Origin of the sequence: Nocardia sp. NPDC059240 (assembly GCF_042753865.1) — a bacterium.
Lineage (GTDB): Bacteria > Actinomycetota > Actinomycetes > Mycobacteriales > Mycobacteriaceae > Nocardia.
The window spans coordinates 54,986-77,468 of the sequence record NZ_JBHZAC010000023.1 but is presented as its reverse complement, the minus strand read 5'-3'; the positions used below and the strand labels follow the sequence as shown (position 1 = coordinate 77,468).

Annotated in this window: 32 protein-coding genes; 1 reads left to right on the top strand and 31 read right to left on the bottom strand. The window is 67.8% G+C overall.

Annotated features, from left to right (window positions below; translation table 11 throughout):
* Positions 1–6 precede the first annotated feature (6 nt).
* The 16 genes from ACFXHA_RS45235 to ACFXHA_RS45160 form a co-directional block, all read right to left on the bottom strand.
* Positions 7–909: a phage tail protein gene (locus ACFXHA_RS45235; RefSeq protein WP_379367606.1), complete on the bottom strand. Its 903-nt coding sequence runs from the start codon at positions 907–909 to the stop codon at positions 7–9.
* Entirely contained in the window at positions 906–4,391 is a 3,486-nt protein-coding gene (locus ACFXHA_RS45230; RefSeq protein ID WP_379367604.1) for a phage tail tape measure protein, read from the bottom strand. Before ACFXHA_RS45230 ends, ACFXHA_RS45235 begins: the two co-directional genes overlap by 4 nt.
* A gap of 2 nt (positions 4,392–4,393) precedes the next feature.
* Positions 4,394–4,765 carry a hypothetical protein gene (locus tag ACFXHA_RS45225; RefSeq protein WP_379367602.1) on the bottom strand — a complete coding sequence of 124 codons (372 nt, stop codon included), beginning with the start codon at positions 4,763–4,765 and terminating at the stop codon, positions 4,394–4,396.
* 77 nt (positions 4,766–4,842) lie between these two features.
* Positions 4,843–5,175, bottom strand: coding sequence for a hypothetical protein (locus tag ACFXHA_RS45220; protein WP_379367600.1), 333 nt, complete (start codon positions 5,173–5,175; stop codon positions 4,843–4,845).
* An 83-nt stretch (positions 5,176–5,258) separates the two neighbouring features.
* Positions 5,259–5,792, bottom strand: a complete 534-nt coding sequence (locus tag ACFXHA_RS45215) for a hypothetical protein (RefSeq protein WP_379367598.1) — start codon at positions 5,790–5,792, stop codon at positions 5,259–5,261.
* A gap of 46 nt (positions 5,793–5,838) precedes the next feature.
* Complete coding sequence (locus tag ACFXHA_RS45210) at positions 5,839–6,243, bottom strand: hypothetical protein (protein ID WP_379367597.1); 405 nt, start codon at positions 6,241–6,243, stop codon at positions 5,839–5,841.
* On the bottom strand, positions 6,240–6,491 hold the full coding sequence (locus tag ACFXHA_RS45205) for a hypothetical protein (RefSeq protein WP_379367595.1): 252 nt from the start codon (positions 6,489–6,491) through the stop codon (positions 6,240–6,242). Before ACFXHA_RS45205 ends, ACFXHA_RS45210 begins: the two co-directional genes overlap by 4 nt.
* Positions 6,492–6,495: 4 nt before the next feature.
* The gene (locus ACFXHA_RS45200) at positions 6,496–6,810 is read right to left on the bottom strand and encodes a hypothetical protein (protein WP_379367593.1); all 315 of its coding nucleotides are present in this window, start codon (positions 6,808–6,810) and stop codon (positions 6,496–6,498) included.
* A complete protein-coding gene (locus ACFXHA_RS45195; RefSeq protein WP_379367591.1) occupies positions 6,807–7,208 on the bottom strand; it encodes a hypothetical protein in 402 nt (133 codons plus the stop codon). The genes ACFXHA_RS45200 and ACFXHA_RS45195 overlap by 4 nt, the downstream gene beginning before the upstream one ends.
* A gap of 9 nt (positions 7,209–7,217) precedes the next feature.
* Positions 7,218–7,565 carry a hypothetical protein gene (locus ACFXHA_RS45190; RefSeq protein ID WP_379367589.1) on the bottom strand — a complete coding sequence of 116 codons (348 nt, stop codon included), beginning with the start codon at positions 7,563–7,565 and terminating at the stop codon, positions 7,218–7,220.
* A 2-nt stretch (positions 7,566–7,567) separates the two neighbouring features.
* A complete protein-coding gene (locus ACFXHA_RS45185) occupies positions 7,568–8,491 on the bottom strand; it encodes a hypothetical protein (protein ID WP_379367587.1) in 924 nt (307 codons plus the stop codon).
* A gap of 23 nt (positions 8,492–8,514) precedes the next feature.
* Positions 8,515–8,880: a capsid cement protein gene (locus ACFXHA_RS45180; protein WP_379367585.1), complete on the bottom strand. Its 366-nt coding sequence runs from the start codon at positions 8,878–8,880 to the stop codon at positions 8,515–8,517.
* A 1-nt stretch (position 8,881) separates the two neighbouring features.
* The gene (locus tag ACFXHA_RS45175; protein WP_379367583.1) at positions 8,882–10,300 is read right to left on the bottom strand and encodes a head maturation protease, ClpP-related; all 1,419 of its coding nucleotides are present in this window, start codon (positions 10,298–10,300) and stop codon (positions 8,882–8,884) included.
* Positions 10,301–10,316: 16 nt separating this feature from the next.
* Positions 10,317–11,681 (bottom strand): hypothetical protein, encoded by a 1,365-nt coding sequence (locus tag ACFXHA_RS45170; RefSeq protein WP_379367581.1) that lies wholly within the window; start codon positions 11,679–11,681, stop codon positions 10,317–10,319.
* A gap of 15 nt (positions 11,682–11,696) precedes the next feature.
* The gene (locus ACFXHA_RS45165) at positions 11,697–13,256 is read right to left on the bottom strand and encodes a hypothetical protein (protein ID WP_379367579.1); all 1,560 of its coding nucleotides are present in this window, start codon (positions 13,254–13,256) and stop codon (positions 11,697–11,699) included.
* Positions 13,234–13,401, bottom strand: coding sequence for a hypothetical protein (locus tag ACFXHA_RS45160; RefSeq protein ID WP_379367577.1), 168 nt, complete (start codon positions 13,399–13,401; stop codon positions 13,234–13,236). Before ACFXHA_RS45160 ends, ACFXHA_RS45165 begins: the two co-directional genes overlap by 23 nt.
* Before the next feature lie 297 nt (positions 13,402–13,698).
* Here ACFXHA_RS45160 and ACFXHA_RS45155 point away from each other — a divergent pair, with 297 nt between their 5' ends.
* A complete protein-coding gene (locus ACFXHA_RS45155) occupies positions 13,699–14,292 on the top strand; it encodes a hypothetical protein (RefSeq protein ID WP_379367575.1) in 594 nt (197 codons plus the stop codon).
* Here ACFXHA_RS45155 and ACFXHA_RS45150 read toward each other — a convergent pair.
* The 15 genes from ACFXHA_RS45150 to ACFXHA_RS45080 form a co-directional block, all read right to left on the bottom strand.
* Positions 14,243–14,614, bottom strand: a complete 372-nt coding sequence (locus ACFXHA_RS45150) for a hypothetical protein (RefSeq protein ID WP_379367573.1) — start codon at positions 14,612–14,614, stop codon at positions 14,243–14,245. The two genes, ACFXHA_RS45155 and ACFXHA_RS45150, sit on opposite strands and share 50 nt — an antisense overlap.
* 175 nt (positions 14,615–14,789) lie before the next feature.
* The gene (locus tag ACFXHA_RS45145) at positions 14,790–15,179 is read right to left on the bottom strand and encodes a hypothetical protein (protein ID WP_379367571.1); all 390 of its coding nucleotides are present in this window, start codon (positions 15,177–15,179) and stop codon (positions 14,790–14,792) included.
* A 301-nt stretch (positions 15,180–15,480) separates the two neighbouring features.
* Complete coding sequence (locus ACFXHA_RS45140; RefSeq protein WP_379367569.1) at positions 15,481–15,711, bottom strand: hypothetical protein; 231 nt, start codon at positions 15,709–15,711, stop codon at positions 15,481–15,483.
* Positions 15,701–15,874, bottom strand: a complete 174-nt coding sequence (locus ACFXHA_RS45135; RefSeq protein ID WP_379367567.1) for a hypothetical protein — start codon at positions 15,872–15,874, stop codon at positions 15,701–15,703. Before ACFXHA_RS45135 ends, ACFXHA_RS45140 begins: the two co-directional genes overlap by 11 nt.
* Before the next feature lie 354 nt (positions 15,875–16,228).
* Entirely contained in the window at positions 16,229–17,254 is a 1,026-nt protein-coding gene (locus ACFXHA_RS45130) for a hypothetical protein (protein WP_379367565.1), read from the bottom strand.
* Between the two features lie 17 nt (positions 17,255–17,271).
* Complete coding sequence (locus ACFXHA_RS45125; protein WP_379367563.1) at positions 17,272–17,799, bottom strand: hypothetical protein; 528 nt, start codon at positions 17,797–17,799, stop codon at positions 17,272–17,274.
* Positions 17,796–17,987, bottom strand: a complete 192-nt coding sequence (locus tag ACFXHA_RS45120; protein WP_379367561.1) for a hypothetical protein — start codon at positions 17,985–17,987, stop codon at positions 17,796–17,798. The genes ACFXHA_RS45125 and ACFXHA_RS45120 overlap by 4 nt, the downstream gene beginning before the upstream one ends.
* Entirely contained in the window at positions 17,980–19,113 is a 1,134-nt protein-coding gene (locus tag ACFXHA_RS45115) for a hypothetical protein (protein ID WP_379367559.1), read from the bottom strand. The genes ACFXHA_RS45120 and ACFXHA_RS45115 overlap by 8 nt, the downstream gene beginning before the upstream one ends.
* 118 nt (positions 19,114–19,231) lie before the next feature.
* Positions 19,232–19,537 carry a hypothetical protein gene (locus ACFXHA_RS45110; RefSeq protein ID WP_379367557.1) on the bottom strand — a complete coding sequence of 102 codons (306 nt, stop codon included), beginning with the start codon at positions 19,535–19,537 and terminating at the stop codon, positions 19,232–19,234.
* Entirely contained in the window at positions 19,534–20,526 is a 993-nt protein-coding gene (locus ACFXHA_RS45105; protein ID WP_379367555.1) for a RecT family recombinase, read from the bottom strand. The genes ACFXHA_RS45110 and ACFXHA_RS45105 overlap by 4 nt, the downstream gene beginning before the upstream one ends.
* Positions 20,516–21,352, bottom strand: a complete 837-nt coding sequence (locus ACFXHA_RS45100) for a PD-(D/E)XK nuclease-like domain-containing protein (RefSeq protein WP_379367553.1) — start codon at positions 21,350–21,352, stop codon at positions 20,516–20,518. The genes ACFXHA_RS45105 and ACFXHA_RS45100 overlap by 11 nt, the downstream gene beginning before the upstream one ends.
* Positions 21,349–21,606, bottom strand: a complete 258-nt coding sequence (locus ACFXHA_RS45095) for a hypothetical protein (RefSeq protein ID WP_379367551.1) — start codon at positions 21,604–21,606, stop codon at positions 21,349–21,351. The genes ACFXHA_RS45100 and ACFXHA_RS45095 overlap by 4 nt, the downstream gene beginning before the upstream one ends.
* Positions 21,606–21,917, bottom strand: coding sequence for a hypothetical protein (locus tag ACFXHA_RS45090; protein WP_379367549.1), 312 nt, complete (start codon positions 21,915–21,917; stop codon positions 21,606–21,608). Before ACFXHA_RS45090 ends, ACFXHA_RS45095 begins: the two co-directional genes overlap by 1 nt.
* On the bottom strand, positions 21,914–22,180 hold the full coding sequence (locus tag ACFXHA_RS45085; protein WP_379367547.1) for a hypothetical protein: 267 nt from the start codon (positions 22,178–22,180) through the stop codon (positions 21,914–21,916). The genes ACFXHA_RS45090 and ACFXHA_RS45085 overlap by 4 nt, the downstream gene beginning before the upstream one ends.
* A complete protein-coding gene (locus tag ACFXHA_RS45080) occupies positions 22,177–22,482 on the bottom strand; it encodes a hypothetical protein (RefSeq protein WP_379367545.1) in 306 nt (101 codons plus the stop codon). The genes ACFXHA_RS45085 and ACFXHA_RS45080 overlap by 4 nt, the downstream gene beginning before the upstream one ends.
* Position 22,483: the final 1 nt, after the last annotated feature.

The following is a 22,483-nucleotide window of genomic DNA, read 5'->3' as shown; positions in this document are numbered from 1 at the left end:
ATCGGCTCACCAGGGCCTCGAGGCGCGTGGAGTGAGATCGACGCGCACACTCGCCGCCGAGGTCGCGCCGTCCGAGCAGCGGACGACGAGATCGGTTGTGCTCCACGGTGGTACCGGTGAAATCCAGCGGCGCCCGCCCAACTGTCCCCACACGTTGCGACCGGCGGGATTGGCAGCCGAGGTGACCCGCGCGGTCCGGTGCCGCGGGTGGGTGTCGATGCGCAAGGTCTCGCCGGCGAGGATTTTCGGGGTGTCGACGACACGCGGAAGAGTCGCCCCGCTCGGGTCCTCGAGGCTGTAGCGGCCGGGGCCGGGCATGGTGTAGCGCGGCCAGCCCGGTTGATCGGCGGCGTTGCGAACACGGACGCGGCCCTCGTTGGCGCCGTCGCTGTTGGTCCACACGTCCCACTCGCCGAGGTGGCGGGCGAGCGGATCGAGTGCCACCAGGCCCATGCTGTAGGCCTCGTGGAGATTGCGGGCCGGGTCCATGCCGGTGGTCGGCTCGGGCGCGGCATCCAAACGGACGCTGTGGAATCGCCATCCCTGGTGACGGGTGAAAAACCCGAGTGTGCCGGGGGCGTCGGTCGACCAGTCCCGCCACCACGCGTCGTTGACGGCGTGGAAATCCCGAGGTGACTGAAGCGGCGTCGGGAGCATGTCGCCGCCGACGTGGACGACCCAGTCGATTTCCTTTTTCGACCGCACCGACCGCAGAAAGGTCGCCCCGTCCTGGCGCGCGCCCTCGCTCACGAGCAGCGAAACCGGCGCGAACAGATAGCCTTTCGGGTCGCTACCGAGGACGACACCCTCGCGTCCGGCCCCCACGCCGGACAAGTGCCAGGCTCGTTGCGAGATTGCGCCCCAGTAAACGACTTTCGTCGTGTCGACGGCGAATGCGGGGTGTGTCATCGGCCCATACCTCCTGACCGTTGTTGCGCCAACGTCTTTCGCCGTAGCACGCGTTCGACCGCCGAGGCCGCGCTCATCGGGTCGGCCTGTGTGACGTTGATGTTGATCGTGTCGCCGCTATTGGCGGCGCTGGTCGCGCCCATCCCGAGGACTGCGGCGCCGGTGGACAGCATTTCCTTCCATGAGTCCTGCGCCCAGGTCTGGAAGTCGGATTGCGTTTTGCTCCACTGGTTTTGCGCCTGGCCCTGGAGGTTGGCCAGCGCCTCCTGTGGGCTCTTGACGTCGTACCACCACGGCGCGTCGCCGGTGAACAGGTCACCGGTCATCCACGCGCCTTGCAACGGGTGCTGGCGGGCGGTGTAGGTGTCCTGGGTGGTGGTCGCCTGATCGGTGGGGGTGGTGGTGTCGGCCGGTGTCGTCCCGCCGTCGGCCGGGGTCGTCCCGCTGGTGGGCGTGGTGGCGCCCCCGCTGGTGTTGTAGTTGCTGGGCCAGTTGTCGACCCATACCGGCGTCGCGGTCCCTGTCGGTCGGGTGGCCGTCGCGCCTCCGTTGCTGGTCCCGCTGCCCGCGCCGCCGCCGGTTCCGCTGCCGCTGCCGCCGCTGGTGAGTCCGCCGTCGCTGCCGCCGACCCCGTTGCCGTTCGCGCCGCCGCTGCCGAGGCCTGCGCCGCGTTCGCTGGTCGGGTCGTCGGATTCCGGTGGGGCCCATAGCTCGCGCGGCAAGTGCCACACCTTCGGGAAGTTCGCCGCGCCGTCGGCGTTGCCGCCGACCTGAACGCCGTTGGTGCCGTCGGATTCGACGTTGGTCCCCAGCAGGGTTCCGCTCATGTGGCCGGCGGTGCCCTCGCCGCCGTTGGTGCCGATCGAAAATCCGTTGGCGTCGAGACCTGGCACGAAACCGAACTGTGCGAAATCGCTGGCGGTGGTGAACCGCACGGACTTGCCCGTCAGGCTGTTGTAGATACCGGACATGAATCCCGAGCAGTCGAGATCCGACCCGTACACATACGGAGCGCCGGCTTTGCTGCTCGCATAGACCTTCGCGCGGTTACCGGCGACACCGCCGTCGGCGAAGGCCTGCGGCCCTGCGACCATGGCGCGCACGAAATCGGCCGACGGGGTCCAGCCCGCGTTGATCGCATCCAACAGCGGCAGATTCGCCGCAGTTGCGCGCGCGTTGACGATGTACTCGGTATCGGAGATCGCCACGAGGTTCGCGTCCTCGCGTGGGCCCCCGGCACCACGGAACAAGCCGCCACCGGCACGGCCCGGAACCTCGCCGGGAATCGGGCGATTCCAACGGGATTCGATATTGGCTATGTCGGTATTCAGCTTCGCCTGAACCTCGGCAGTCATCGGGATTTGACGGCCGCTGTTCGCGGTCACGAACGCGTCGAGGACCTTTTGCCCGTCGGCAGTATTGGCGGTGACGGTGACCGTCTTGTCGGGTAGGTGGTTGACCTTCAACCCGAGGGCCTCGAGGTTGGCCTCGGTCTCGGGTGTGTTGTCCTTCAACGTGATCGTGTGCCCGTCGGGCAGGGTGGTGACAGTGGTCCCCAGCGCCCGGAACATCTGTTCCGAGAGCTTGGTTTGTTCGATGTTGTCGCCGACGGTCTGGCCGAGCTGGGTCAGCTTGGGACGCAACGTGTTATCGATGCCGTCAGCGAGGGTGCGGGCCGTGTCGGCCGCACCGCTGAACTTGGTTTGGAGCCTGCCCAGGTCCTTGCCGAGGTTCTCGATATCGTCGTTTCCGGTCAGCTTGCCGAATACCTCGGTGACCTTGCCGAGCGGATTCAGTACCGAGCCCAGCGCGGAACCCGCGCCGTCGGCGAACGCCGCCAGCGCCCGCAGCGCGGTCGCGCTGAAGGCGAGGAAACCGTCGCCGGCCTTGAACGCGAATTCGACCACCTTGCCGAGAAATCCGATGATCTCGGGCTGATGCTGGGTTACCCAATCGGCGAGCTTGGCCAGTTCGGGGCCGAAGGCCTTGGCGAGTGCGTTCGATATCGCATCGGTCGAGGTCTCGATCGAGCGTTTCGCGTTCTCGATCGAGTTCGCCGCGCCGCCGCCCAACTTTTTCATCGCGGCGTCGGCGGCGCCGCCGACCGTGCCCAGTTCCTCGACCGCGGTGTCGAGGTTCATCTGATTGAGCGCGTCGCCGAGGTCCTCGAACTGGGTCCCGAACAGCGCGAGTGAGATCTCGTTTTTCTTGACCGGGTCCTCGATCTCGCGAATCTTCGCCAGCAGACCACCGACCGCGGCCCGCGCCGTCGTCCCACCGGCGGCGAACTTGGTGGCGAGGTCGTCGGACTTGAATCCGAGTTCCTCGAATGCGCCCGCGGTCGATTCCGAGCCATCGACGACGCGGATCGAGAATTCCTTGATCGCGTCGGCGGCGACGTCGGTGTCGCGCGCGCCCGCCTTGACAGCCTGATTGATCAGGCCGACGGCCTCGGGCCCGGACAAGCCCAGCTTGCGGAACTGGGTGCCGTACTCGGTGATGGTGTCGAGGAAATCCTCGGACACGTTGAGGCCGTTCTGTTCTGCGGCTGTGAACAGGTCGAATGCCTCGGTCGCTGTACCCGCGATGCCGGTCTTGATCGCCTGGCCGGCCGCGCGGGCGACGGCCGGGATTTCCTCGCCCATGAGGCTCGACACTGTGGACAGTTGCGCGACCACGGCCTGCGTTTCTTGCGCGCTGGCGCCCTCGTCGAGCAGGCCCGACTGTATGGCCTGGCGGACGGTGTCGAGGTTCTCGCCGACGGATTCGCCGAATCCGGAGGTGTAGGCGCGTCCGGCCGCGGTACCGATCTTGGCCATGGTGGCGTCGTCGACGCCGAGGCGGGCCTGGGTCATGTCGAGGGACTTTTGATTGTCCATGCCCTTTTGCAGGGCCGCGGCGAACAGGCCCGGCACGCTCAGACCTACGAGGCCAATCGCGCCGGCGACGGCGCCGCCGATGATTCCGGCCTTGCCGCCGAGCATGCCCGAGAGTTTCTCGCCCAGACCGGAGGCGATGTTGCCGCCGACGGCTTCGCCCGCGTCGCGGCCGGTGCCGCCGCTCGAGGCAGCCCGAGCGGCGTCGCGGGTAGCGTTCTCGAGTGCTTCGGCGGCGCGAGTGGTGTTGCGGCTGGCGGTCTCTCGCCCGCGCATTGCGGTGGCGAGTTGTTCCTCGGCGCGGGCGAGCTGGGTCGCGCTGGCCTTTCCGCTGTCGCGGAGTTCCTGGAGTCGGGTCTCGGCGACGCGGACCTTGCCAGCGACGTCGGCCTCTCTGTCGCGGGCCGCCGCCAGTGTGGCCGAGGCCTTCTCGACGTCGGCGCGCGAGTCCCGCAGGCCGGCCGCGACGCCCGCGCCCGCAGTGCGACCGGCGGTCCGGCCCGATGAGCCGAGAATGCTGGTGAATTCCCGCTCGAGGCCCGCGGTCGATCCGCGCATCGAGGGAATGACTTGCAATGTCGCGTAGGCGAACGCAGTTTCGGACATCGCTACACCTCCTGTCCCTCGCGTATGCGCTTTTCGCGAATACGGTTGAGCCGCAGTTGCTCTCGTCGCGCCGCCTCGTCATCGGCCGGTGCGGGCGTGGTCGCCGGGGCCGAGCGGGCCGGGTGAGCGCGGCCGGTAAGCGCGGTGAAAACGTCGGCGAGCAGGTAACTCTCATCCGACCAACGACGTCGCCCGAGACTGTGAATAACGAGGCGGGCGTCGTCGGGAAGTTGCCGCAGCCGGACCCAGATCTCGCGGACGGTGAGCATGCGGTATCCGTGGGCGTCGAATCGCCACCGGTCCGAATAGCGCAGGCCGAAGAATCGGGCGAGGTCGGCCTCGACGAGGTCGGGATAGAACCGCAGCAGCGACATCGCTGCCATGAGCGGCGGGACCGGCTCGCCGGCGAACTTGCGCAGCAGTCGCCGCCGCAGGCCCGCCGGGAGCCCGATCAGTTTCCCCAGGTGAACCCGAGGGTCTCGTTAATCTTGTTGAACAGTTCGCGGGCCTCGATGTTCGTCAGCCGCGGTTTGGCCTGCTGCAATCTCGCCATCTGCTCGGGCCCGAGCAGGCCGCGGAGACTCTGCGGGAGATTGTCAGAGGACAGGGGAAGGGTCACGGTCCAGAAATTCCACTGATCGGGATCAGCGTTGATTCGGAACGTGAGGCCCTGCCATTCGACTACGGCGGTCGCGGGGCCCTCGGCCTCGCGCTGCGCGGGCGACACCGGAACCGGCCGCGCCGAGGCGGCGGGCCGGTTCGGGCGGCGGCGATGGTTGGACATGTGCGGATTCCCTTCGGTGAGCGCGGGTTACAGGAGTGCTGGCGGCGCGGTCGAACCCGCACGGAAGTACCGGCCGCCAGCGTCTACGGGGTGGCGGGGGTGCCGATCTGGCGGTCGAACACGTTGCCGGTGCCGTCGGCGAACAGGGCGCACTGAACTTCCCACTTGGTGATGTCGGACTCGTTGCGCGCGTTCGCCGGTACCCAGAGACGGGCCCGCAGGATCGAGAACAGTCGCTCTTTGTCGCCGAGGTCGGACGCGGTTTCGAACGCGATCCACATGTTGACCGGCTTCGGCATCGCGAACTTGGTTGCGGTGCTGCCGGGGTTGACGATCGACTGCGTGATCGTGTTGTCCTCGAGCGGGGAGAACTTGCGAGCGAGCTCGAAATCCTTGCTACCAATCTTGATCAGGCCCAGGCCCCAGCCGAAATGCTTGCTTTCGGACTGCGAGCGGTCCTCGGCGAAACCGTCGTCGCCGTTGAGGATTCCGACCTCGTCCCAACCGGTCGTGATCGCGGCGTCGATGGTCGCGGGCATGGCCGGGCGGGTGGCGAGGGAGCTCACATAGACGTGAGCATCCTTCCAAATCTTGACGTTTCCGGGGTCACGTGCCATGGCAAATTACCTCCTGATCAGGGGCTATCGAGTGGTCCAGCCCGAATTAGGCTGGGAGCGTGCGGGATTGAGCGCGCACGGTGAACGACGCGAGAATTCCGGCGTTATTCGGGTCGCGGGCCTCGAGCAGGCCCGAGGCCTCGGTGATGTTCGCGACGCCGGGGACGTCGCCGGCGGCGAGCAGTCCCAGCGCGGCACCGGCGATCATGCGGGAGCGGTCGCGGCCGTCGGCCCATACCGTGACGCGGATCGTCGGCGACGTCGACACGGGCCACGCGCCCGCGCCGCCGTCGTCGAACACGACCACGGCCGGAACCGATTTCGTGGTCCATCCTGTGGGGAGCACGAGGCCGACGGTCGGGGCGGGCGTGGTGACCAGCGCAGGCAGGGTGGCGGCAAGGTATGTCTTGATCGCCTTGGCGGGGTCGCCCGGAACGCGTTGGGGTTTCACGCTTTAGCCCGAACCTCGAGCCCGACACTGGCCGCGGCGCGGGTGAGTGCTCCCTCGGCGGCCTGCCGCTCTGCGCCCACCTTGACGGCGGCGGCGTTGCGGTCGGTGGTGTATTCGTCGACCTCGGCGTCGTCGCCCGCGGCGGCGGCGATCCGGTGTGCGGCGGCGTTGATCTGGGCCGCTATTTCCGGGGATTTGAGCAGTTTCGCGACGGCCGCGCGGTTGAGACGAATGGTGTTGTCGGCCATACGGTCACCCCTTCCCCACGCTGCACAGTGCGAGCGTGCCGGCGCGACGAGCAGGCCCGCCGCGGCGCGGCGCCCACTGCTGCACGTCGATTTGATAGCGGATGCCGTCGACGGTGAGCTCGTCAGTGCTGAGCAGGTCGACCGCGGGCCGGAAGTAGACCGAGATCGACACCGATTGCCCGTTGCGGCCTCGGTCGAGGTAGGCCGGTGCCGCGCCGGGTGCGACGGCCAGGGCGACGAGCCCGGTATCGGTCGAGGGAATCGGGTTGCCCTCGTCGTCGAATCCGCCGCCGCGATGGCGAATCACGCTGGCACTCACGGCAGGACCGCGCCCGAGGGCGGGTACCGGTAGCCGCGAGGGTCGCCGAACTCGCCACGCGGCATCGGTTGCGACGAGATACCGAGTAGGCCCTCGTGTTGTGCGGTGAACATCAGCATGCCGGCGGGCGTGGGCACAGTGCCGGACTGTGCCCACGGACCCATCCCATCCGAGTAGCTGGTGTGGCCCACAAAATCGGCTGGCGGCGCGAGCGCGGCCCGAACGACCTCGATAACAACGCGTTTGGCGATCGGATCGCCCTCGGCGATGTCGGGGCGACGGTCCGGGTCACGGATCCACGCCTCGGCCGCGGCGATCAACAGCGCGGCGTCGGCGCGCTCGTCGGTGTCGAGTGGTCGCCAGCCGCGGGCGATCTCGTCGACGGTTGCCAGAGCCACAGCCACCACCTACGCGAACCGCTTGATCAAGTCGGTCTTGCTCATCGCCTCGGCCTCGGCCTCGGCGAGGCCCTGCGCGACCGCGTAGGCGACCCAATCCTCTTTCGGCGCGGCCTGTTTCGGCCGGTCTGGATCCGGTACGTCGACCGGACCCTCGTCCGTGTCGTGGTCGTCCTGGCCCTCGTCGACGGGGACGTCGGACAGGGGCGAGGCGACCGCGGCGACGAGGCCGTCGGCGAGTAGCCGCTCGGCGTCGGCGCGCGAGATTTCCGGAATGACCGTGCCCGCATAGTGATAGCGCAGCCGACCGGAGTTGTCGGCGACGACGACCAGCGGGGAAGTGACAACGATGTCCATGGTCAGACCCCGGTGATCTTCCAGCCGGCCTTCGGCTCGATCACGATGGGCACCGTGACGCGCCGCGAGCGCAGCCGGAACAGATCCTTGTTGTCGTCGCGGATGGTCTTGACCTCGACGCCGGGGATGCTGCCGCCCGCGGACACGTAGCCGGGTCCGGCGAGCTTTTCGTCGGCCATGCCGCCGAGCTGGGTCGAGTCCAAAACGAAGGCTGTGCCCGCAACCGGAATGTTCGGGGTGGGCAGGAACCGCAGGCCGGCGATCGACGGGAAATTGCCGGTGTAGATCGGTGCGAGGCCGTCCTCGCGTTTAAGCAGGTTCGCGATCTGCGGGTCGCTCATCACGTTGGCCCATGTGATGTCGTCGACGACGATCGTGTTGGGGTCGTAGCCCTCGTTCAGGGCGCGGATCTGGGCGACGACGCGCAGCACGTCACGCAGGATGGTCGCGGTGCCCGAGGACCAGGACGACGAGGCCGCCGAGGTCTGGGTGACCTGCGAGGTAATCGCGGCCAGCGCGACGCCGTCGACGGTCTTGACCATCTGGTTGACCTGCTTGGTCATGGCCCGGTTGACCGGATCCATCTTGCGGCGCGCGATCGATTCGTCGGTGATCTCGCTGTCGCGGCCCCACTTCACAGTGCGGGCGATCTGCTCGGTTCCCTCGCTGATCGAGGTCAGCGGGTATTCGGCGCCGGGCGCGACGGCCTCGGGCGCACGGTCGGAGTAGATCGACTCGCCCTGTTCGTAGGCGATCGCGCCGCCGGTCGCGTCGTAGCGTCCGGTGAGCAGCACGTCGGCGATGAATCGCTGTTCGGCGATCTCGCGTAGGCGCCGCGCGATGAGGTTCGGATCCTTCAGGAACCGGGAAATGGTGATGTTGTCGCCCGAAATGGTCGGTGCTGCGGGCGGGTAGGTGTACGGCATGTGGGTGTTCCTCTCCTGACGCCTCAGCGGGCGAGCTTGACGCGGACCTTGCCGCCGGACGCCGCCGCCAGGGCGATGCCGACGACTTGCGAATAGTCGGTGCCGGAACCGATGTCGGCGACCGCGCCGCCGGCGGCCGGGAGCACACGCGCGCCCGCGGCGATGGCACCGGAGGCGGCGAGCTCGTGCACGCCGCCGGTCAACACGGTCACGACGTCACCGAATGCGGCGTCGTTGGCGGCCACGCCCAGCCATGCGGAGCTGGCGGCCGAGGACGGCGCGATGGTGTCGTTGCCGGACACGATGACGAGCTGACCGCCCGTCACAGCGGCCGAGGTGATGCGGGAGAATGCCTCGGCCGGTTTGAAGATCGCAGCGTATTCGGGCATGTCAGGCGTCCTTTCCGAACAGCGTCGCGTAAACGTCGTCGCTGTTGTCGTCGTGAATGGTTGCGGCGTGCCCGATTTCGGGGCCGATGGGATGAACGGGGGTGAGCGCGTTGAGGACCACGAGCTCGGCCGGGTCGGTTTCGAGGCGGTTGGTCCACGCCTCACGCTGCGAGGGCGCGATCCGGCCCGTGCGGACCGCATTGTCGACCGCGGCAACGCGTTCGGCTCGTTCCTGTTCGGTGCGGGCGGTGTCGCCGCGGGCGGCGCGCGTCTGGAGCTCGGACAGGGTCGCGGCGTCGATCGCCAGCACACCGGCGGGCAGCGCAACCGCGGCGTTGCCGGGCGCGGCCGGTGCAGCAGCAGGCGCGGGCGGGGTATCGGCGGTCGCGGCCTGTCCCCACGCGTCAAGGGCCTCGTTCGCGGTGTCGATGGTGTCCTGAAAGCTGTCGGCGATCGGCTGCGCGAGCGCGGCGAGGTCGGTCGACTTGCCATCAGAGATCGCGGAGTTCGCCGCGTCGAGCAGCGTCGGCGCGTGCTCGACGATTGCGCGCGCGAACGCGATGTCGGCGTCGGTGAACGGCAATTCGACCGGCGCGATATTGCGGGGCGAGGCGAGCGCGGTGTCCAGCGCCGCGCGGATCGCGGTTTCGTCGGCGTCCTCGGCGAGGCCGAGGCGCGTTGCGATGTCGGCGGTAAACGACATGTGCATTCCTCTCTTTCGGTTGGCCTCGGCCGGGGTGGCAGAGGGAATCTCGGGCGCGGGCGCGGCTCGACGGCCCGCGAAATTGAAGATCGACAGGTCGAAACGTGCAGCAAGGCCGGGTGTTTGGGCGTCGGCGGGCTGGGCGTCCTCAATCCGGTCGGCCAGGCCCGCGGCGACGGCCTCCTCGGCCGAGTACCAGGTCTCGGCGTGCATGTGTGCGCGCCACTGCTCGGCCGTGCCACCGGCCCGCGCGGCGTACATGCTGGCGATGTTGTTGCTGACGCGGTCGAGTTGCTCGGCGAGGTCACGCATTTCGTTCGCGTCGCCCACGCACACCCCGAATGCGTCGTGGATCATCAGCTCGGCATGCGGGCGCATGACGATGTCGTCCGCGGCCATGGCGATAAAGCTCGCGGCGCTGGCGGCGAGGCCGTCGACGACCGCGGTTACGCGTGCGCGGTGCCCGCGTAGCGAGTTCATGATCGCTATGCCGTCGAATACCGACCCGCCGGGCGAGTTGATCCGCACCGTGAGGGCGTCGACGTCGAGGGCGGCGAGCTCACGGGCGAACGATTCCGCCGAAACGCCCCAGTACGGATCGATCTCGTCGTACAGGAATACCTCGGGCACTCCCGTAGCGGTGTTTTCGATGCGATACCAGTCGCGGCGTGCACTCGGCCCGTTCGCGCGCAGTGCGTGGATACGGCTATCGGTCACAGCAACTCTCCTCCGGTCACCACAGCGTCAGCGCGCCGTCGGTCTCGATGCGGACGCGGGCCCGCGGCGTCGCCTCGGCCATTCGGCGCGCGAAATCGAGCTGTGCGGTCTTGTCGGCGAATTCGTCGCGGCTAATGCGGGCCATGCGTGCGGCGACGGCCGCGGTCACCCGTTCCGGCTCGGCCGAGGCGGGGAGCCCGTAGTCCTGGCGGGCGGCCTGCTCTAGCGCGGGGTCCGGTGTGATCACGCCAGCGTCGATCAAGATTTTCAGGGCCTCGGCGGTCGCGGCCTGCCGCGTGCCGATCTCGTCGAAAACCAGTCGCGGCGCGGGTTCATTCGGCCCCCAGTTCGCATCGACCAAGTCCTCGATCACGTGCGCTTGGGCGGTGTCTCGGATGAGCTCGCCGACGGTCTGCAACGACATCACGAAGAAATCGGCGAACGTCGAACCGAGCGCCCACGATCCGGTTTGCGTTCCCAGGTTCAGAAAGTGCGCCAGGACCGCGCGGCCGATCTGCTCGTCGTGGTAGCGGATCGCCGGATCGGCGGGCATGAGGTTGCCCTCGACGCCCGCCAGGCGCAGCCGGGCCTGATACGGAGTCGCGGCACCGGAGGCGGATCCGGCCATGTAGGACTGGGCGATTCGTTTGCCCGCGTCCATTTGCGCCTGATCGTCGTTCGGGCCGGCCTCGTAGACCGGCACGCCCATACCGTTCCGCTCGATCGTCTGCGCCTGCACGCGCAACAGCCGATCTTTGATCAGCCAGTGCTTATAGGCCGGGCGAAGCAGCGAGGTACCGGTCCAATCGCCGCCCTCTTGCTCGTGCACATAGGCGACCAGCCGACCGACCGGGATGCGGGCGGCGGCGGTGCTGACGCCGAATCCGTACTGTTCGATCGAGACGAGTCCGCCGTCGCGCGCGACTTCGATATCCGAGATCGTCTCGGCCAGACGGGGACCCAGCTTGCGCAGGTGGTAGAGACCGTCCGCGCCGAGGCTGTAGACCTGCTCGAAATAGGCGTGTCCGTAGCGCAGGCACAGCAGCGCCTCGGCCAGGTGTTTCGACCATGAGAATCGGCCCTTGCGCCGTCCGGTCACCTCGGCCTTTCCCTTGATCGGTAGCCCGAGGTCACGGGCGATGTGCTCGACCACCTCGGGCCGCGCGCCTGCCGGATCGATGCGCCAGGCCGTACGACGCACGGGCAGCGACACCGCGCGCAGAACCGATGTGATCTGGGCGTCCTGGCGGGCCATGCGCCGATACACACGCACGTTCAGCGGCCAGCGCAGCTCGGGCGTGTCCTCGGCGTGCTGCCAGAACTTGCCGCCGTCGGTGTAACCGTCGGTGGCGTAACCGATTTCAGTGGTCGGAGTGCTCACTGTGACCCCCTCTCGTCAAAATCCCATGACCATCAGCTCGTCGACGAGCTCGACGTCGCGCCCGCCGGTGTGTGTCGGTGTCTGCGGCGGTCGGATATCGACGCCGAAGGTCAGCAGGCCCCAGCGGGCGAGCGAAACGGTCTGCACGGGCAGAACATTCGACGCTCGGTAGTCCCATCGGATGCCGCCGCCGGTGACGTCGACCGTTGGGGTCGTCTCGAGTGAGCGCGTGAGCCGGTCGTCGGCAGCGTGCGAGATTCGGCCCTCGGCCGCGTCGTCGACGAATCCGCCGGTTGCCTGCGCCGACTGCTGTGCGTTGGTCACTTCCGGTTCGATGCCGAACTCGCCGAGCTTGGCTACCAGCGCGCTCGCGGGTGAGGACGAATTGATCACGACCGCGCACGGATCCCACCGTTCGACCAAGTCCACGATGCGGGCGATCACCGGCGCGGGCGGCCCGTAGTAGCCGATCTCGACGCGGATGCGCTCGTTGCGGCCCTGCGTGCGTGTCGCCGCAGCGATCACACACAGTTGCCGGTCGGTCGACATTTCGATCGCCAGAGCGCGCGGCCCGTGGACACGTACCCCGTCGGTTTCGCCGAGTTGTTCCCACCAGTCCATATCGACTGCGGGCGTGACCTCGTCCTCGTCGACCGGCCAGTCGCCGCGGCCGAGGTACTCGACATCGAACGACTTGCGGCCGGCCTCGGTCGAGAACTTCCGGATCTCGGCCTCGAGTTTCTTGTCGGTCTGAATCACGCCGTAGGACGGATTCGCGGTGCGCCAGGTGGCCGGGTCGGTCCGGTCGAGGTGCTCGGGTGCCATCCATTCGGCGAACAGCAACCCGCACTCACCGGCCAGGCCGCGGCGGCGCACTGCGGCAAGCACTTTCCCGTTCGGGTGCTGCTCGGCGTTGACCGCGCTCGAGGTGTAGATCGTTTGAGGGTCGCCCGCGGCCATCTTGGTCGGCGACAACGCGGCCATATCGGCCTCTGTGAGGTCGTACGCCTCGTCGTAGATTTCGAGGTCGACGCGGTCGAGGCCGCGGCCGGCGTTCGCTGAGCGGGTCGTGAACACGACCTGAGCGCCGGACTCGAGAACGATCGTGCCGCGTCCCTGCGAGCAGGTGTGTGAGGCAACGTGTTTCAGCATCCACGGCGTCGTTTTCACGATCGCCCACGTGCGTTTCCACAGCGCCTTAGCGGTTTCCCACTGCTGCGCCGAAAACACGATGTTCTCGCCGAGCTTGAACATGCCGTAGAGCACGCGCAGTGACAGAACCAGGGACTTGCCGGACTGCCGGGGGACGATCAGACAGCACTCGGGGTGTGTCCAGGTCCCATCCGGGTTCTTGGACAGGATCCGCTCGAGCGACCAGCCTTGCCAAGGCATGACGCGGATCCGAGCGGCCGATCGGCGGCCCATTTCGGCGGCCTTGTGGCCGAGGTCGGGGTCGCCGTCGGTGTAGCAGACCGATTCCGGACTCTGGCGCCCAGTAAGTTTCGGCCATTCCGCGGCAATGATGTCCGCGAAACGGGCGTCGATATCGACGCTAGAGATCGTCGAGAGGGTCATACCCGCTCGCGCCGCCCTCGTGACCGCGGCGGCGGCCGATCTCGGCGAGCATCTGACGGAATACGGTGGCCTGCTGACGGGCCTCGGTCAGCGTCGAGTCGATCCGGACCTCGAGGACGGTGTCGTCGCCGCCCCGTGCGGTCACCAGGCGCGCCCAGAGTTCATCCTCGCCCGAGATCAGCCGGTCGAGCCTGTCGAGGCGGTCCTTGATTCGCGCCGCCTCGAGGATGAGCGCGGAGAGCTCGACCGAATCGGTTGGGTCGCTGAGTGATTCGAACAGCGCGAGGCCGGCGGGGGTGAGGTCGAGGTCGATGGCACACCCCCTCGACGCTGTAGCTCCGGGCCCTGTACAAAAAATCCTGACTACCGCTGCCGAAGTCAGGACCCGGGGGTCTGTATTTTCCGGCGGAGCGCCGATCGTCTCATGTGCGATGCTCGGTGTATGGCTCAGTGGCTTCCATTGTTCAGCTCGCTCGTCATCGCGTCCGTGACACTCCTAGGCATCCGTATCGCCAACCGCACCAACCGCGCTGCGATCTCTGCTGCGGACGGCCGCGAGCATCTCAAATGGCAACGCGAGCAGATCCTCAAGTTGTGCGGCGAATCAGTCGAGTGCGCGTACAACGGTCAAATTGCCTACGGCAGAATGATTTACAACCCGGAGGACTCGGAGCGACTTGCTGGTGCCCTGTCGATCCTCGAACGCGGTGGCAGCATCGAGGCGAACGCTGGGATGCTTCAAATGCTTAATGCGCCTTCGGTCAGCGCCGCGTGCCGCGAGCTAGCGGACGCGTTTAACGACGACGATCTCATCGCCGCAGTTCGCGAAATAGTCGAGGCCGATGAAGGCGAAGATCCTTTGCAGTCGCAAATGCCCGGAGCGCTGACTAAGGTCGAGAACGCGTTTGAGGCGATCGAAAAGGCAAGAGACAATCTCATCGAGGCCGCGGCTGCTGAGCTAGCAAGCCTCGGCCAGCCTGGGGTCCTCAACTCCACTCCAGGACGTTTCCTGCGTGGCCGCCGCATCGCCGGGTGAGCGCGGGTCGGCGGTCGTCGCGCGAGCCGTCGCCGCGGGATTTGTTGCACAGGCCATGGAGCAGCCGGTCGGCTCGGGTGCCGCCGTGAGCTCGGGCGTGGGAGTGGTCCGCGGCCAGGCTCTCGCCGTCGAGGTTGCGGACGGCGTCGCGGTACATCGGTTCGCCGCACCACCAGCAGCGCGCGCCGTCGCGGTGTCGAGCGAGTAGCGCCTCGCGCTGTTGCTGGTGGTGCCAGCCGAGGCCGCGCTGTGTGGTGGTGCGGCGGGTGACCATGGTCAGGCAGTCGGCCCGTAGGCGAGGGCGGCCAGGATGGTCGACCACCAGCACAACGGCATGACGAGGATCGGATACTTCAGGGTCATTTCAGAAGATGACGCGGAACAGGGCGGCGGCCACGTCGACGGCGGCGCGGCCGACGAGCGACCAGTCGACGGCGTGCGCCGCGGCGGACAGGGTTGACATCATGGTGTAACTCCTTGGGGTGTGGGGTGATTGGCTACGCGGGTCGGTCGTCGGGTACGGCGATGCCGCCCCAATCGACGATGTCGTAGCCCGCGCCGAACTGGGGAAGCTCCCAGACGAGCAGGCCCTTGATCGTGCGACCGCCCCAGAAAGAGCGGCCGATGCCTCGGAAGAACCGGCGTGCGCCGGTCGCTGAGATGCCGGTGACCTCGTAGTTGGTGGCGTAGTACGGGACGTCGTCGAACTTGATTTCGACCTGGGTGTATTCGATGCCGCTCACGATGTGCGGGATGTTCAGTGCGAACACGTACTTGCTGTAATTCGCTGCGGCGGTCTGCAATCGCGCGTAGCGAGCCGGTTCGGCCATCCACGTAACCAACAGGGATTCGTCCTTTTTGAGGGCGATTTCGCGCACGACGGGCACGGCTGTTCCTTTCGTCGATTCCGAGAGGGAAGGGGGTAGCGCGCAGCGGGCCCGCTGGACTGCTCGAGGGCGGGCCGTCCCCCGTCGCTAGTTCCGGGGTTGCGGAGCGACTGACGGATCAGTCGTGGTGCTCGTTGGACTGCTTGCCGGGTCGCCCGGTTTGACGCGCTACGGGCATGAAAAAACCGCGGCTGGAACGATTCCGGGGTCGGGTCGTCAGTCGCGGTTTGTAGTGCCACACGTTAGCGGCCGACGCGAACAGGTGCAATGTCGTGTCGGCCGCACGGTCGTCTATCTGCGGTTATGGATGCAAGTCGGTCCGGGCGCCCTGGCCGGGTCGCTTCCATTCGTTGATGGTCGTCTCGAGCCATCCGCGGACGGTGCCCTTGGGGAGCGAGCCGTCCTCGTTGACCGGGCCGACGATCACGTCGGGATCGGGCAGGACAGCGCGGCTCAGCGATGAGGCTGCGATGCCGAGCCGTTCGGCGACCTGGGCGCGGTTGAGATAGCGGACGGGGCCCTTACTGGGCACGGGACCTCCTGAGTGTGTAGATGGTGGTAGCGACCAGGATGGCCGCGGTGACCGCGTAGATCGCCACCTCAGCGCCGGAGCGACCGGCGATGAGCGCGATGACGGTCAGTACGACCATGGCGGCCGCGGTCAGGGCGGCGAGGCCGCGGAGCAGGTTCAACATTTGTGGTTCCTTTCCGGCGGTGTGAGACTGTTTCGGTGGGGAACCGGGGTGCCTCTTACACCCCGGTCCCTCACTTCTTACCGGCCTTTCCTACCTCTGTCCGGTTTCCTCCGGTGCTTGCCCTTGTAGGGGGGCTCGCGGTGGTTGATCCGGTAGATGTAGATGGTGGTCAGTCCGTTCGCTGTGCTGATGATCAGCCCTGCGATTGGAATCCAATCCACACCGCCTCCTCTGTGTAGTTGTTTGTGAGGATGTCTCCCTCACATCTCTAACTATACATCGTCACGATGCGAAGTACAAGAGGTTCGATGGACTGAATTGCCGAATAGTGCTGGCACACAGTCCATCTCGACATCAGACCCCGGGGTCGCTGTCGACGGCCGCGGTTTCAGCGAGCGCGAGCGCGTCGCCGCACCGGTAGACGGCGGCGTCGCTGTGATTGTGTTTCGTATCGGTGATTCGGCGGCCGCGGTCGGACCATCCGCACTCGGTCAGCTTGCGCGCCCGAATCCATCGGTACAGCGTGGATTTCGCGACCGGTGCGCCGAGCTCAGGCAGCACACGCAATAGCTCGCCTGCGGTGTAGAGCCGCTTGGCCGCGGATTCCCGTGCTGCGGCCTCGATCTCGGCGACGTCGTATTGCACCCAGCATCCTCGACAACGGACGTAGGACTCGCCGAGACCGGCGCGCAGCTCGGCCGAGCAGTGCGGGCACACGCCCCGATAGCGCCGCTCGGATCGGTCGATCACACGACGGATTCCCTCGGTCGCGCCGGTGATCTCGGCGAGCGCGTCGCCTGCGAGCGCGTGCACACGCAAGGTGTGTGCGTGGCAGGCCAGCCACACCGCCGTCTGTTCGACCGGTGTCGCCGGTGCGGTGAGAGTGTCGGCCCCGCGGCGTACGATCCGGGCCCGCGGGCGGGGCGGTCCGACCGGGGCGCCCTCGAGCCAGCGCACCACCTCGACGACCGGCGGCGCGTCGAGTCGACCGGCGCGGCCGTTGACGGCGAGCTGAGCCAGTCCGCGCGCCCCGATGGGGATTTCGACGCCGCGTTCCTCGGCCACCAAACGCGCCCACGTGCCGACGGCGTTGTCGAGGCGCTGGCGGGCACGGTCGCCGCGCAGCGTCGCACCGACGGCGTCCTGTTCTTCATACTCGGGCAGATCGCGGGCGATGGACTGAACCGGGAGCGCAGTCTCGGCCGACCGGCCTCCATAGCGCCCCGCGCTCATTCGGGCGAGGCCGGCACGCGTGGTCGTCCACTCGTCGACCAGTCCAGGCACGGCGAGCAACTCGGCGACGAGCCGGTCGGCGCATGTCGCGCACAGGAACCAGCCGGGCGGCGCGGGCCGCATGCATGCCGGGCACTCGATGTTCATCGGTGGCGTCTCTCCTGTCAGATGATGTGGTTGCGGCGGCCGGTCAGGATCGCGACGAGATCGCGCATCGTCAGCAGGACCCATTGATCGCCGAATTTCTTGGTGCCCATGCGTTTCGCGACGACGAGACCGACGAGGGCGTCGTCGTGTCCGCGCTCGGCCTCGGCCTCCGCGGTCCACTCGGCGGCGCGGATCTCGCCGCCGTAGTCCTTGCACTCGAGCACGAGGCGGCCGCCACCGGGCGCGCGGACGCCGGTCACGTCGCCGCGGTCGCGCACCCCGTTGCGGACGCGCCGCTCGATCCGGTCATCGTCGAGGGCGGCGGCCAGGCCGCGAACGATGAGCGTCTCGAATGCGCCGCCCGCGCTCTTGGCGCTCGCTCGGGTGCGCCGCCGCGGCGGCGCACAGATACGCGAGCCGAGAGCGTCCACGACGGCCTCGGCGTCGGTGTAGTGCCGCGCCTGCGGCGTCGAGTTGCTCTCGCCAGCGGCCAGGGCCTTCGCGGCAATCTCGATTGCGGCGGCGCGAATCCGAGTGCGGCTCATGAGTCGGCCTCGGGCATGACGGTCTCTAGCTCGGCGATGCGGGCGGCGAGTCGGTCGCGGTCGTCGAGCACGTGGGCGAGGTGGCGGCGAGCCCAGGTGCCGAGCAGGGCGACACCGTAGATCGGTTCGTCGGTGGATCGGTCGAGCTCGTCGCGACCGGCGGCGACGATGTCGTCGAGGTCAGGCATTGGTGTGTTCCTCCGTGGTGGTGGCGCGCTTTCGTGTGAGGTCAGCGCGGATTTCAGCGATTCGGCGGGCGGCGCGTGCGGGCCGGTCGGGGTCGTGGTCGCAAACGGTCGTGCCGTGGTACCCGGTCGCGTCGCACAGCCCGCATCGATCGATGGCGGCGCGACGGCGCTCGGCGGTGCGGTAGGCCTCGGCGGTGAGGCGGGCGGATTGGGCGCGGGCCCGCGTGATGTCGTAGGCATGGCGGGCGCGGCGCGCTTTGCCACACGGGGCACACGGGGCGTCGGTGCCGCCGGGGTGCTCATCGCAGTGCGGCGCTGGCGGTGCGGTGGCATCGACTTGTGCGGCCTGGAAGTCGATGCGGTTGTCGAGTAGTGCCGTGCACTGGGCGCAGTCCGGATCCCACTCGGGATGCTCGGCGTGATGCTTTGGGGGCGGGTTGTTTTCGCGCGAAACCGGTGCGCTACTTACGTACGTTTCTCCCCCAACGCGACCTATATCTATGTCTGAGTCTGAGTCTGGTTGTGTTTTGCTTCCGCTGTGCTTCAGCGTTTGATCAAGCAAAACCGAAGCAATTGCTTCACTGTTCTGGACCGTCTCCGCAGGTAATTCGGTTTGTACGGCGTCCGAACGTGCTTGATTTGCAACCGATTTCGAGAGGCCAGACTCGTGTCCCATGTCGGCGACGTTTTCGACGAAAGTTACCGTTTCGTGACCATCTGAGGGGGAAGCAAAACCGGAAGCAAATGCTTCGGCGTTTGCTTGTGCTGTGCTTCGGTCCTGACGGGCCTTGCCGGACTGTTTGCCGCCCTTGCGACCGGCTTCGGCGCGCACCGACCGCTTGTGCTCGAGGTCGGCGGCGCTGGGCTGGTGCTCGAGCCAGTCGTGAACTTCGACGCCGTCGGCATGTAGGTGCGCCAGGCCCGCGGCGATCAGTTCCTTGCGGGCCTTCAACTTCCAACGCTTGTTCCACGTGGCGAGTGGGATAAGGCCGTCGTTGCGGCTGCGCCGACACAGGCACCATGCCTCGATAAGCGCCCGGAACGCGTTGTCGCTGAGCGGTTCTACCTTCGGGTGCTCGGGCATGCCGGAATGCACGCGGATGAACTCGCGCGGGTCCAGGCTCATATCCGTGCCTTTCGTGGATCAGGGGCGCACCGGCGGCCCCGCGTGGGCAGGCCCGCCGGTGCTGGTGGTCATGCGAGAGCGAGAACCGGATCCGGGGTCGGCCCGTCGGCAGTGGAGGTCATCGGGGGTTCTCCTCTTTTGCTGCGGGCGTGACGATCTCGTTGACGAGGGCGGTGACGTGCGCGCGGGCGGCCCATCCGAGGCGCTCGGGTGCGTAGTCGGTTACCGAGGCGTGCAGCGCGAAACCAGCGCGGCCGGTCCGAGTCGCGTCGGCCAGGTGCTCGGCGATCTGGCCGAGGCGGGCCTCGACCGCGAGCAAGGCGCGGGCGGTTGCGATTCCGGCCAGGCCCGCCGCGGCGTGGGTATCGGCGCCTTCGGCCTGGCGGATCATGCGCTCGGCCTCGGCGCGGTGGTGGTCGCTCATTGGGCCGCAGCCTCGATCGGGGCGGCCTCGGCGGCGCGCAGCTCGGCGAGGTCGTCGACGAGCTTGGTCGCCTCGACTTCGGTGAGGTCGCCGGGTCCGGTCACCGGGCGGCCGAGGACCTCGGACACGAGCCGCAGTTGTTCGGCCTCGTCGACGATTTCGAGGGCCCGCAGGTGTTCGCCGATCGCCGCCGACTGCTCGGCCGTGATGCGCGGCTCGACGGGGTCCGCGGGTGAGGCCTTCGCCGCGGCCGGGGTTGAGCCCGGATCCGAGGCGGGCGCGGCGATGATCTCGGCCGCGGTCGGGGCGACGCGCTCGGACGCGACGCGGGTCGGCGAGGGCATGCCGTCGGGCTCGATCGACTGGACGGCGTCCTCGAGCAGCAGGCCCGAGAAATCATCTGGGAAGGCCTTTTGCCAGCCTTGCGCCTCGGCGCACTTCGCGAGTTGGTTCGCGGGCATCTTGGCCCACATGGAATTCGGGTCGCCGTTGTACTTGGTCTGGACGAACTCGTCGTAATGAGCGATGCCGACATTGGGCTCGCCGTCGACGAATACGACGAACTTGGCGACCGCCGGCGGTTTGCCCTTGCCGCCGAGCCACTCTCCCAGCCAGTCGCCGCCGTCCGGGCCTTTCCAGAACGGGCCTTCGGTCTGCACGCGGTGGCCCGCCCTCTGTGCGGCACGGCGGCCGTTCAGTCGGTACCCGTGGATACCGGTCTGGATCGTCCACGTCGTCTCGTACTTCGCAGGCTCGCCGTTGTAGCCGCCGGTCTTGGTTTTGCGGCCGATGAGGTAGATCTGTCGTGCGAACGGATCCAATCCGGTTGTGCGGCACCGGTGAAAGAACATCGCGAGCTGTGCGGGCGGCGCGTCTTTGACGCCGGCGAGCTGTAACAGTGCCGCGACCTGTGCGTCGTTGAACTCGCGCTGATCGGTGGTGATCGCTAGTGCGGATGTCGGTTCGCGGACAGCGATTTCATTCGTCATCTTCGGTTTCCTCGTGGGGGTGCCATCTGGGCAGGGACATTCGGTGCGGGCCGAGCGGGTACTCGGGCCAGTGATCGGCGGCCAGGCAGCGGCCGAATATGCGGCGGGCGCGGCGATTGAGGCGCGCACCCTCGGCGATCGCGTCGTCGTCGAAATAGAAGACGTTCACCATGTGCGGGGGCTTGACCGAGACGACGACGAACACGAACGAAACGCGTTCGGCGCCGGTAGTTTTCATGGCGCCTTCGACGTAGTGCGGGTCCTGCTGGTGGTAGCCGAACCGCACCGCGGACCGTTCGAACGCGGCCGGGTCGGCGTCCTGGGTCGTTTTGACGTCGACGAGGTAGAGAACCTCGCCACGCCAGGTCATCCAATCCGGCCGGAACCGGCACCAAATACCGGCGGCCTCGTCGAACCACCAACCGGACTGCTCGGCCAGACCCGAGGACAGCAGCGGGCCCGCGAGCTCGTGCCCGCGCACGCGCTCGGCCATGGTCTGAACCCGCGCGTGCTGCTCGGGCAGCAGCGGTACCCGACCGGCGGCGTACGCAGTGTCGCGGGCCTCGCGAGCGGGTTTCGTGTTGTAGTTGGCGGCGTCGATGATCTCGGTTTCCTCGCCCTCGCCGAGGATTTCGCGGTGGGTGGCGTGACCGAGGTCGAACTCGGGTTTGCGGGTCGGTGGGTTGTTCTGGGCGTACCAGAATTCGAACGGCGTGCGGGCGGCGAGCAACTTCGCACCGGACGCGGACAGCGAATCCGTGTCGGCGTGGTAGTCGGCTGCGCTGATACCTGCGAAGAGACCGGCCTCGCGGAGCGCGGCCGTCATGACACGAGCCTCGTTGCGACGGCACGGATCCGGCCCTCGACGATCGCCTCGGCGCGGTCGGCGAGCTTGCTCACCGGTGCCTCGTAATCGACCCACGTCGCCAGGCACATCAGCAGTTGCGCGCCGGATTCGGGATTGCGGGCGCACATGTGCGCCAAACGTCGATAGACCTCAAGTGGGGCGAGCTCCCGGACCGCCTCACAAACGAGCAGTGCCTCGGCGGCGATGTCGTCGTGATCGGTGTATCGCGCCATCACGCGACCCCGCAGTCGACGGCGAGCAGGCGCTCGGCAATGTCCGCGCTCACGAACTGCCGGTCGAGCTTGGATCCGATGCTTCGGACCGTCGCCGGCCGGACGCCCGCCTCGCGCCCGACCTGACACAAGGACTTGCTCGCCCGCAGGCGCGCGAGGTGGGCGCGGACCGGTTCGGCCGCGGTGTATCGATGGATGCATGCCGGGCATCGCACGGTGTTGGTGAATTGCGGGGTGAACTCGCGCCCGCACTCGCACCGGCGGACGACGACCGGGTCGAGGTCCGACTCGTCCCGCGCATCCCAGCTCATAGCGCCCCCGATTCGGCGGCGAGTTCGTAGTCGCGGACGACGTCGGGATCGAACGGCACATCTTCGCCGTCGTCCTCGGCGGGGTCCTCGAGGATGTCGAACTCGTAGCCGAGTACGGCAACGACCGCGCGGGCCCGCTCGGCGAAATCGCGATGGCCGGACCACCCGAGTTCTTTCGCGAGCTCGGCGGCGACCGCCGCGGCGACGAGGTCCGGCGGCGGACCTTGGACCGGCTCGGCGCTGGGGAAGGTCAGCAGTTTCATCGGCGGCCCTGCACGGCCAGGGACCGGCGACCGGCGACGCCGTCGAGCACGTGCTCGCGGATCGTCGCCGCGGTCTGCTCGGCGACCGGCCAGGGCGCGGCCCATCCGAGCACGCCGGCGGTGACGACCGGAAGTTCCTCGGTGATCGCATCGGCCTGCGGGTCGACGTAGACGGGAAGTACGACGGTGGGCGCGTCGGCGAGTGCGCGACGTGCGTCGAGGCCTTCGCGGGCGGCGATGGCGGGCGCAGTCTGGTGACGGCGCGTGAATCTGTGGAGCAATCCGGCGCGATGTTTGGACATG

Coding starts and splice junctions, on each gene's coding strand:
- ACFXHA_RS45235 (WP_379367606.1), bottom strand. CDS start 909: ATGACACACCCCGCATTCGCCGTCGACACGACGAAAGTCGTTTACTGG.
- ACFXHA_RS45230 (WP_379367604.1), bottom strand. CDS start 4,391: ATGTCCGAAACTGCGTTCGCCTACGCGACATTGCAAGTCATTCCCTCG.
- ACFXHA_RS45225 (WP_379367602.1), bottom strand. CDS start 4,765: ATGTCGCTGCTGCGGTTCTATCCCGACCTCGTCGAGGCCGACCTCGCC.
- ACFXHA_RS45220 (WP_379367600.1), bottom strand. CDS start 5,175: ATGTCCAACCATCGCCGCCGCCCGAACCGGCCCGCCGCCTCGGCGCGG.
- ACFXHA_RS45215 (WP_379367598.1), bottom strand. CDS start 5,792: ATGGCACGTGACCCCGGAAACGTCAAGATTTGGAAGGATGCTCACGTC.
- ACFXHA_RS45205 (WP_379367595.1), bottom strand. CDS start 6,491: ATGGCCGACAACACCATTCGTCTCAACCGCGCGGCCGTCGCGAAACTG.
- ACFXHA_RS45190 (WP_379367589.1), bottom strand. CDS start 7,565: ATGGACATCGTTGTCACTTCCCCGCTGGTCGTCGTCGCCGACAACTCC.
- ACFXHA_RS45185 (WP_379367587.1), bottom strand. CDS start 8,491: ATGCCGTACACCTACCCGCCCGCAGCACCGACCATTTCGGGCGACAAC.
- ACFXHA_RS45180 (WP_379367585.1), bottom strand. CDS start 8,880: ATGCCCGAATACGCTGCGATCTTCAAACCGGCCGAGGCATTCTCCCGC.
- ACFXHA_RS45165 (WP_379367579.1), bottom strand. CDS start 13,256: ATGACCCTCTCGACGATCTCTAGCGTCGATATCGACGCCCGTTTCGCG.
- ACFXHA_RS45155 (WP_379367575.1), top strand. CDS start 13,699: ATGGCTCAGTGGCTTCCATTGTTCAGCTCGCTCGTCATCGCGTCCGTG.
- ACFXHA_RS45135 (WP_379367567.1), bottom strand. CDS start 15,874: ATGTTGAACCTGCTCCGCGGCCTCGCCGCCCTGACCGCGGCCGCCATG.
- ACFXHA_RS45130 (WP_379367565.1), bottom strand. CDS start 17,254: ATGAACATCGAGTGCCCGGCATGCATGCGGCCCGCGCCGCCCGGCTGG.
- ACFXHA_RS45125 (WP_379367563.1), bottom strand. CDS start 17,799: ATGAGCCGCACTCGGATTCGCGCCGCCGCAATCGAGATTGCCGCGAAG.
- ACFXHA_RS45120 (WP_379367561.1), bottom strand. CDS start 17,987: ATGCCTGACCTCGACGACATCGTCGCCGCCGGTCGCGACGAGCTCGAC.
- ACFXHA_RS45115 (WP_379367559.1), bottom strand. CDS start 19,113: ATGAGCCTGGACCCGCGCGAGTTCATCCGCGTGCATTCCGGCATGCCC.
- ACFXHA_RS45110 (WP_379367557.1), bottom strand. CDS start 19,537: ATGAGCGACCACCACCGCGCCGAGGCCGAGCGCATGATCCGCCAGGCC.
- ACFXHA_RS45105 (WP_379367555.1), bottom strand. CDS start 20,526: ATGACGAATGAAATCGCTGTCCGCGAACCGACATCCGCACTAGCGATC.
- ACFXHA_RS45100 (WP_379367553.1), bottom strand. CDS start 21,352: ATGACGGCCGCGCTCCGCGAGGCCGGTCTCTTCGCAGGTATCAGCGCA.
- ACFXHA_RS45095 (WP_379367551.1), bottom strand. CDS start 21,606: ATGGCGCGATACACCGATCACGACGACATCGCCGCCGAGGCACTGCTC.
- ACFXHA_RS45090 (WP_379367549.1), bottom strand. CDS start 21,917: ATGAGCTGGGATGCGCGGGACGAGTCGGACCTCGACCCGGTCGTCGTC.
- ACFXHA_RS45085 (WP_379367547.1), bottom strand. CDS start 22,180: ATGAAACTGCTGACCTTCCCCAGCGCCGAGCCGGTCCAAGGTCCGCCG.
- ACFXHA_RS45080 (WP_379367545.1), bottom strand. CDS start 22,482: ATGTCCAAACATCGCGCCGGATTGCTCCACAGATTCACGCGCCGTCAC.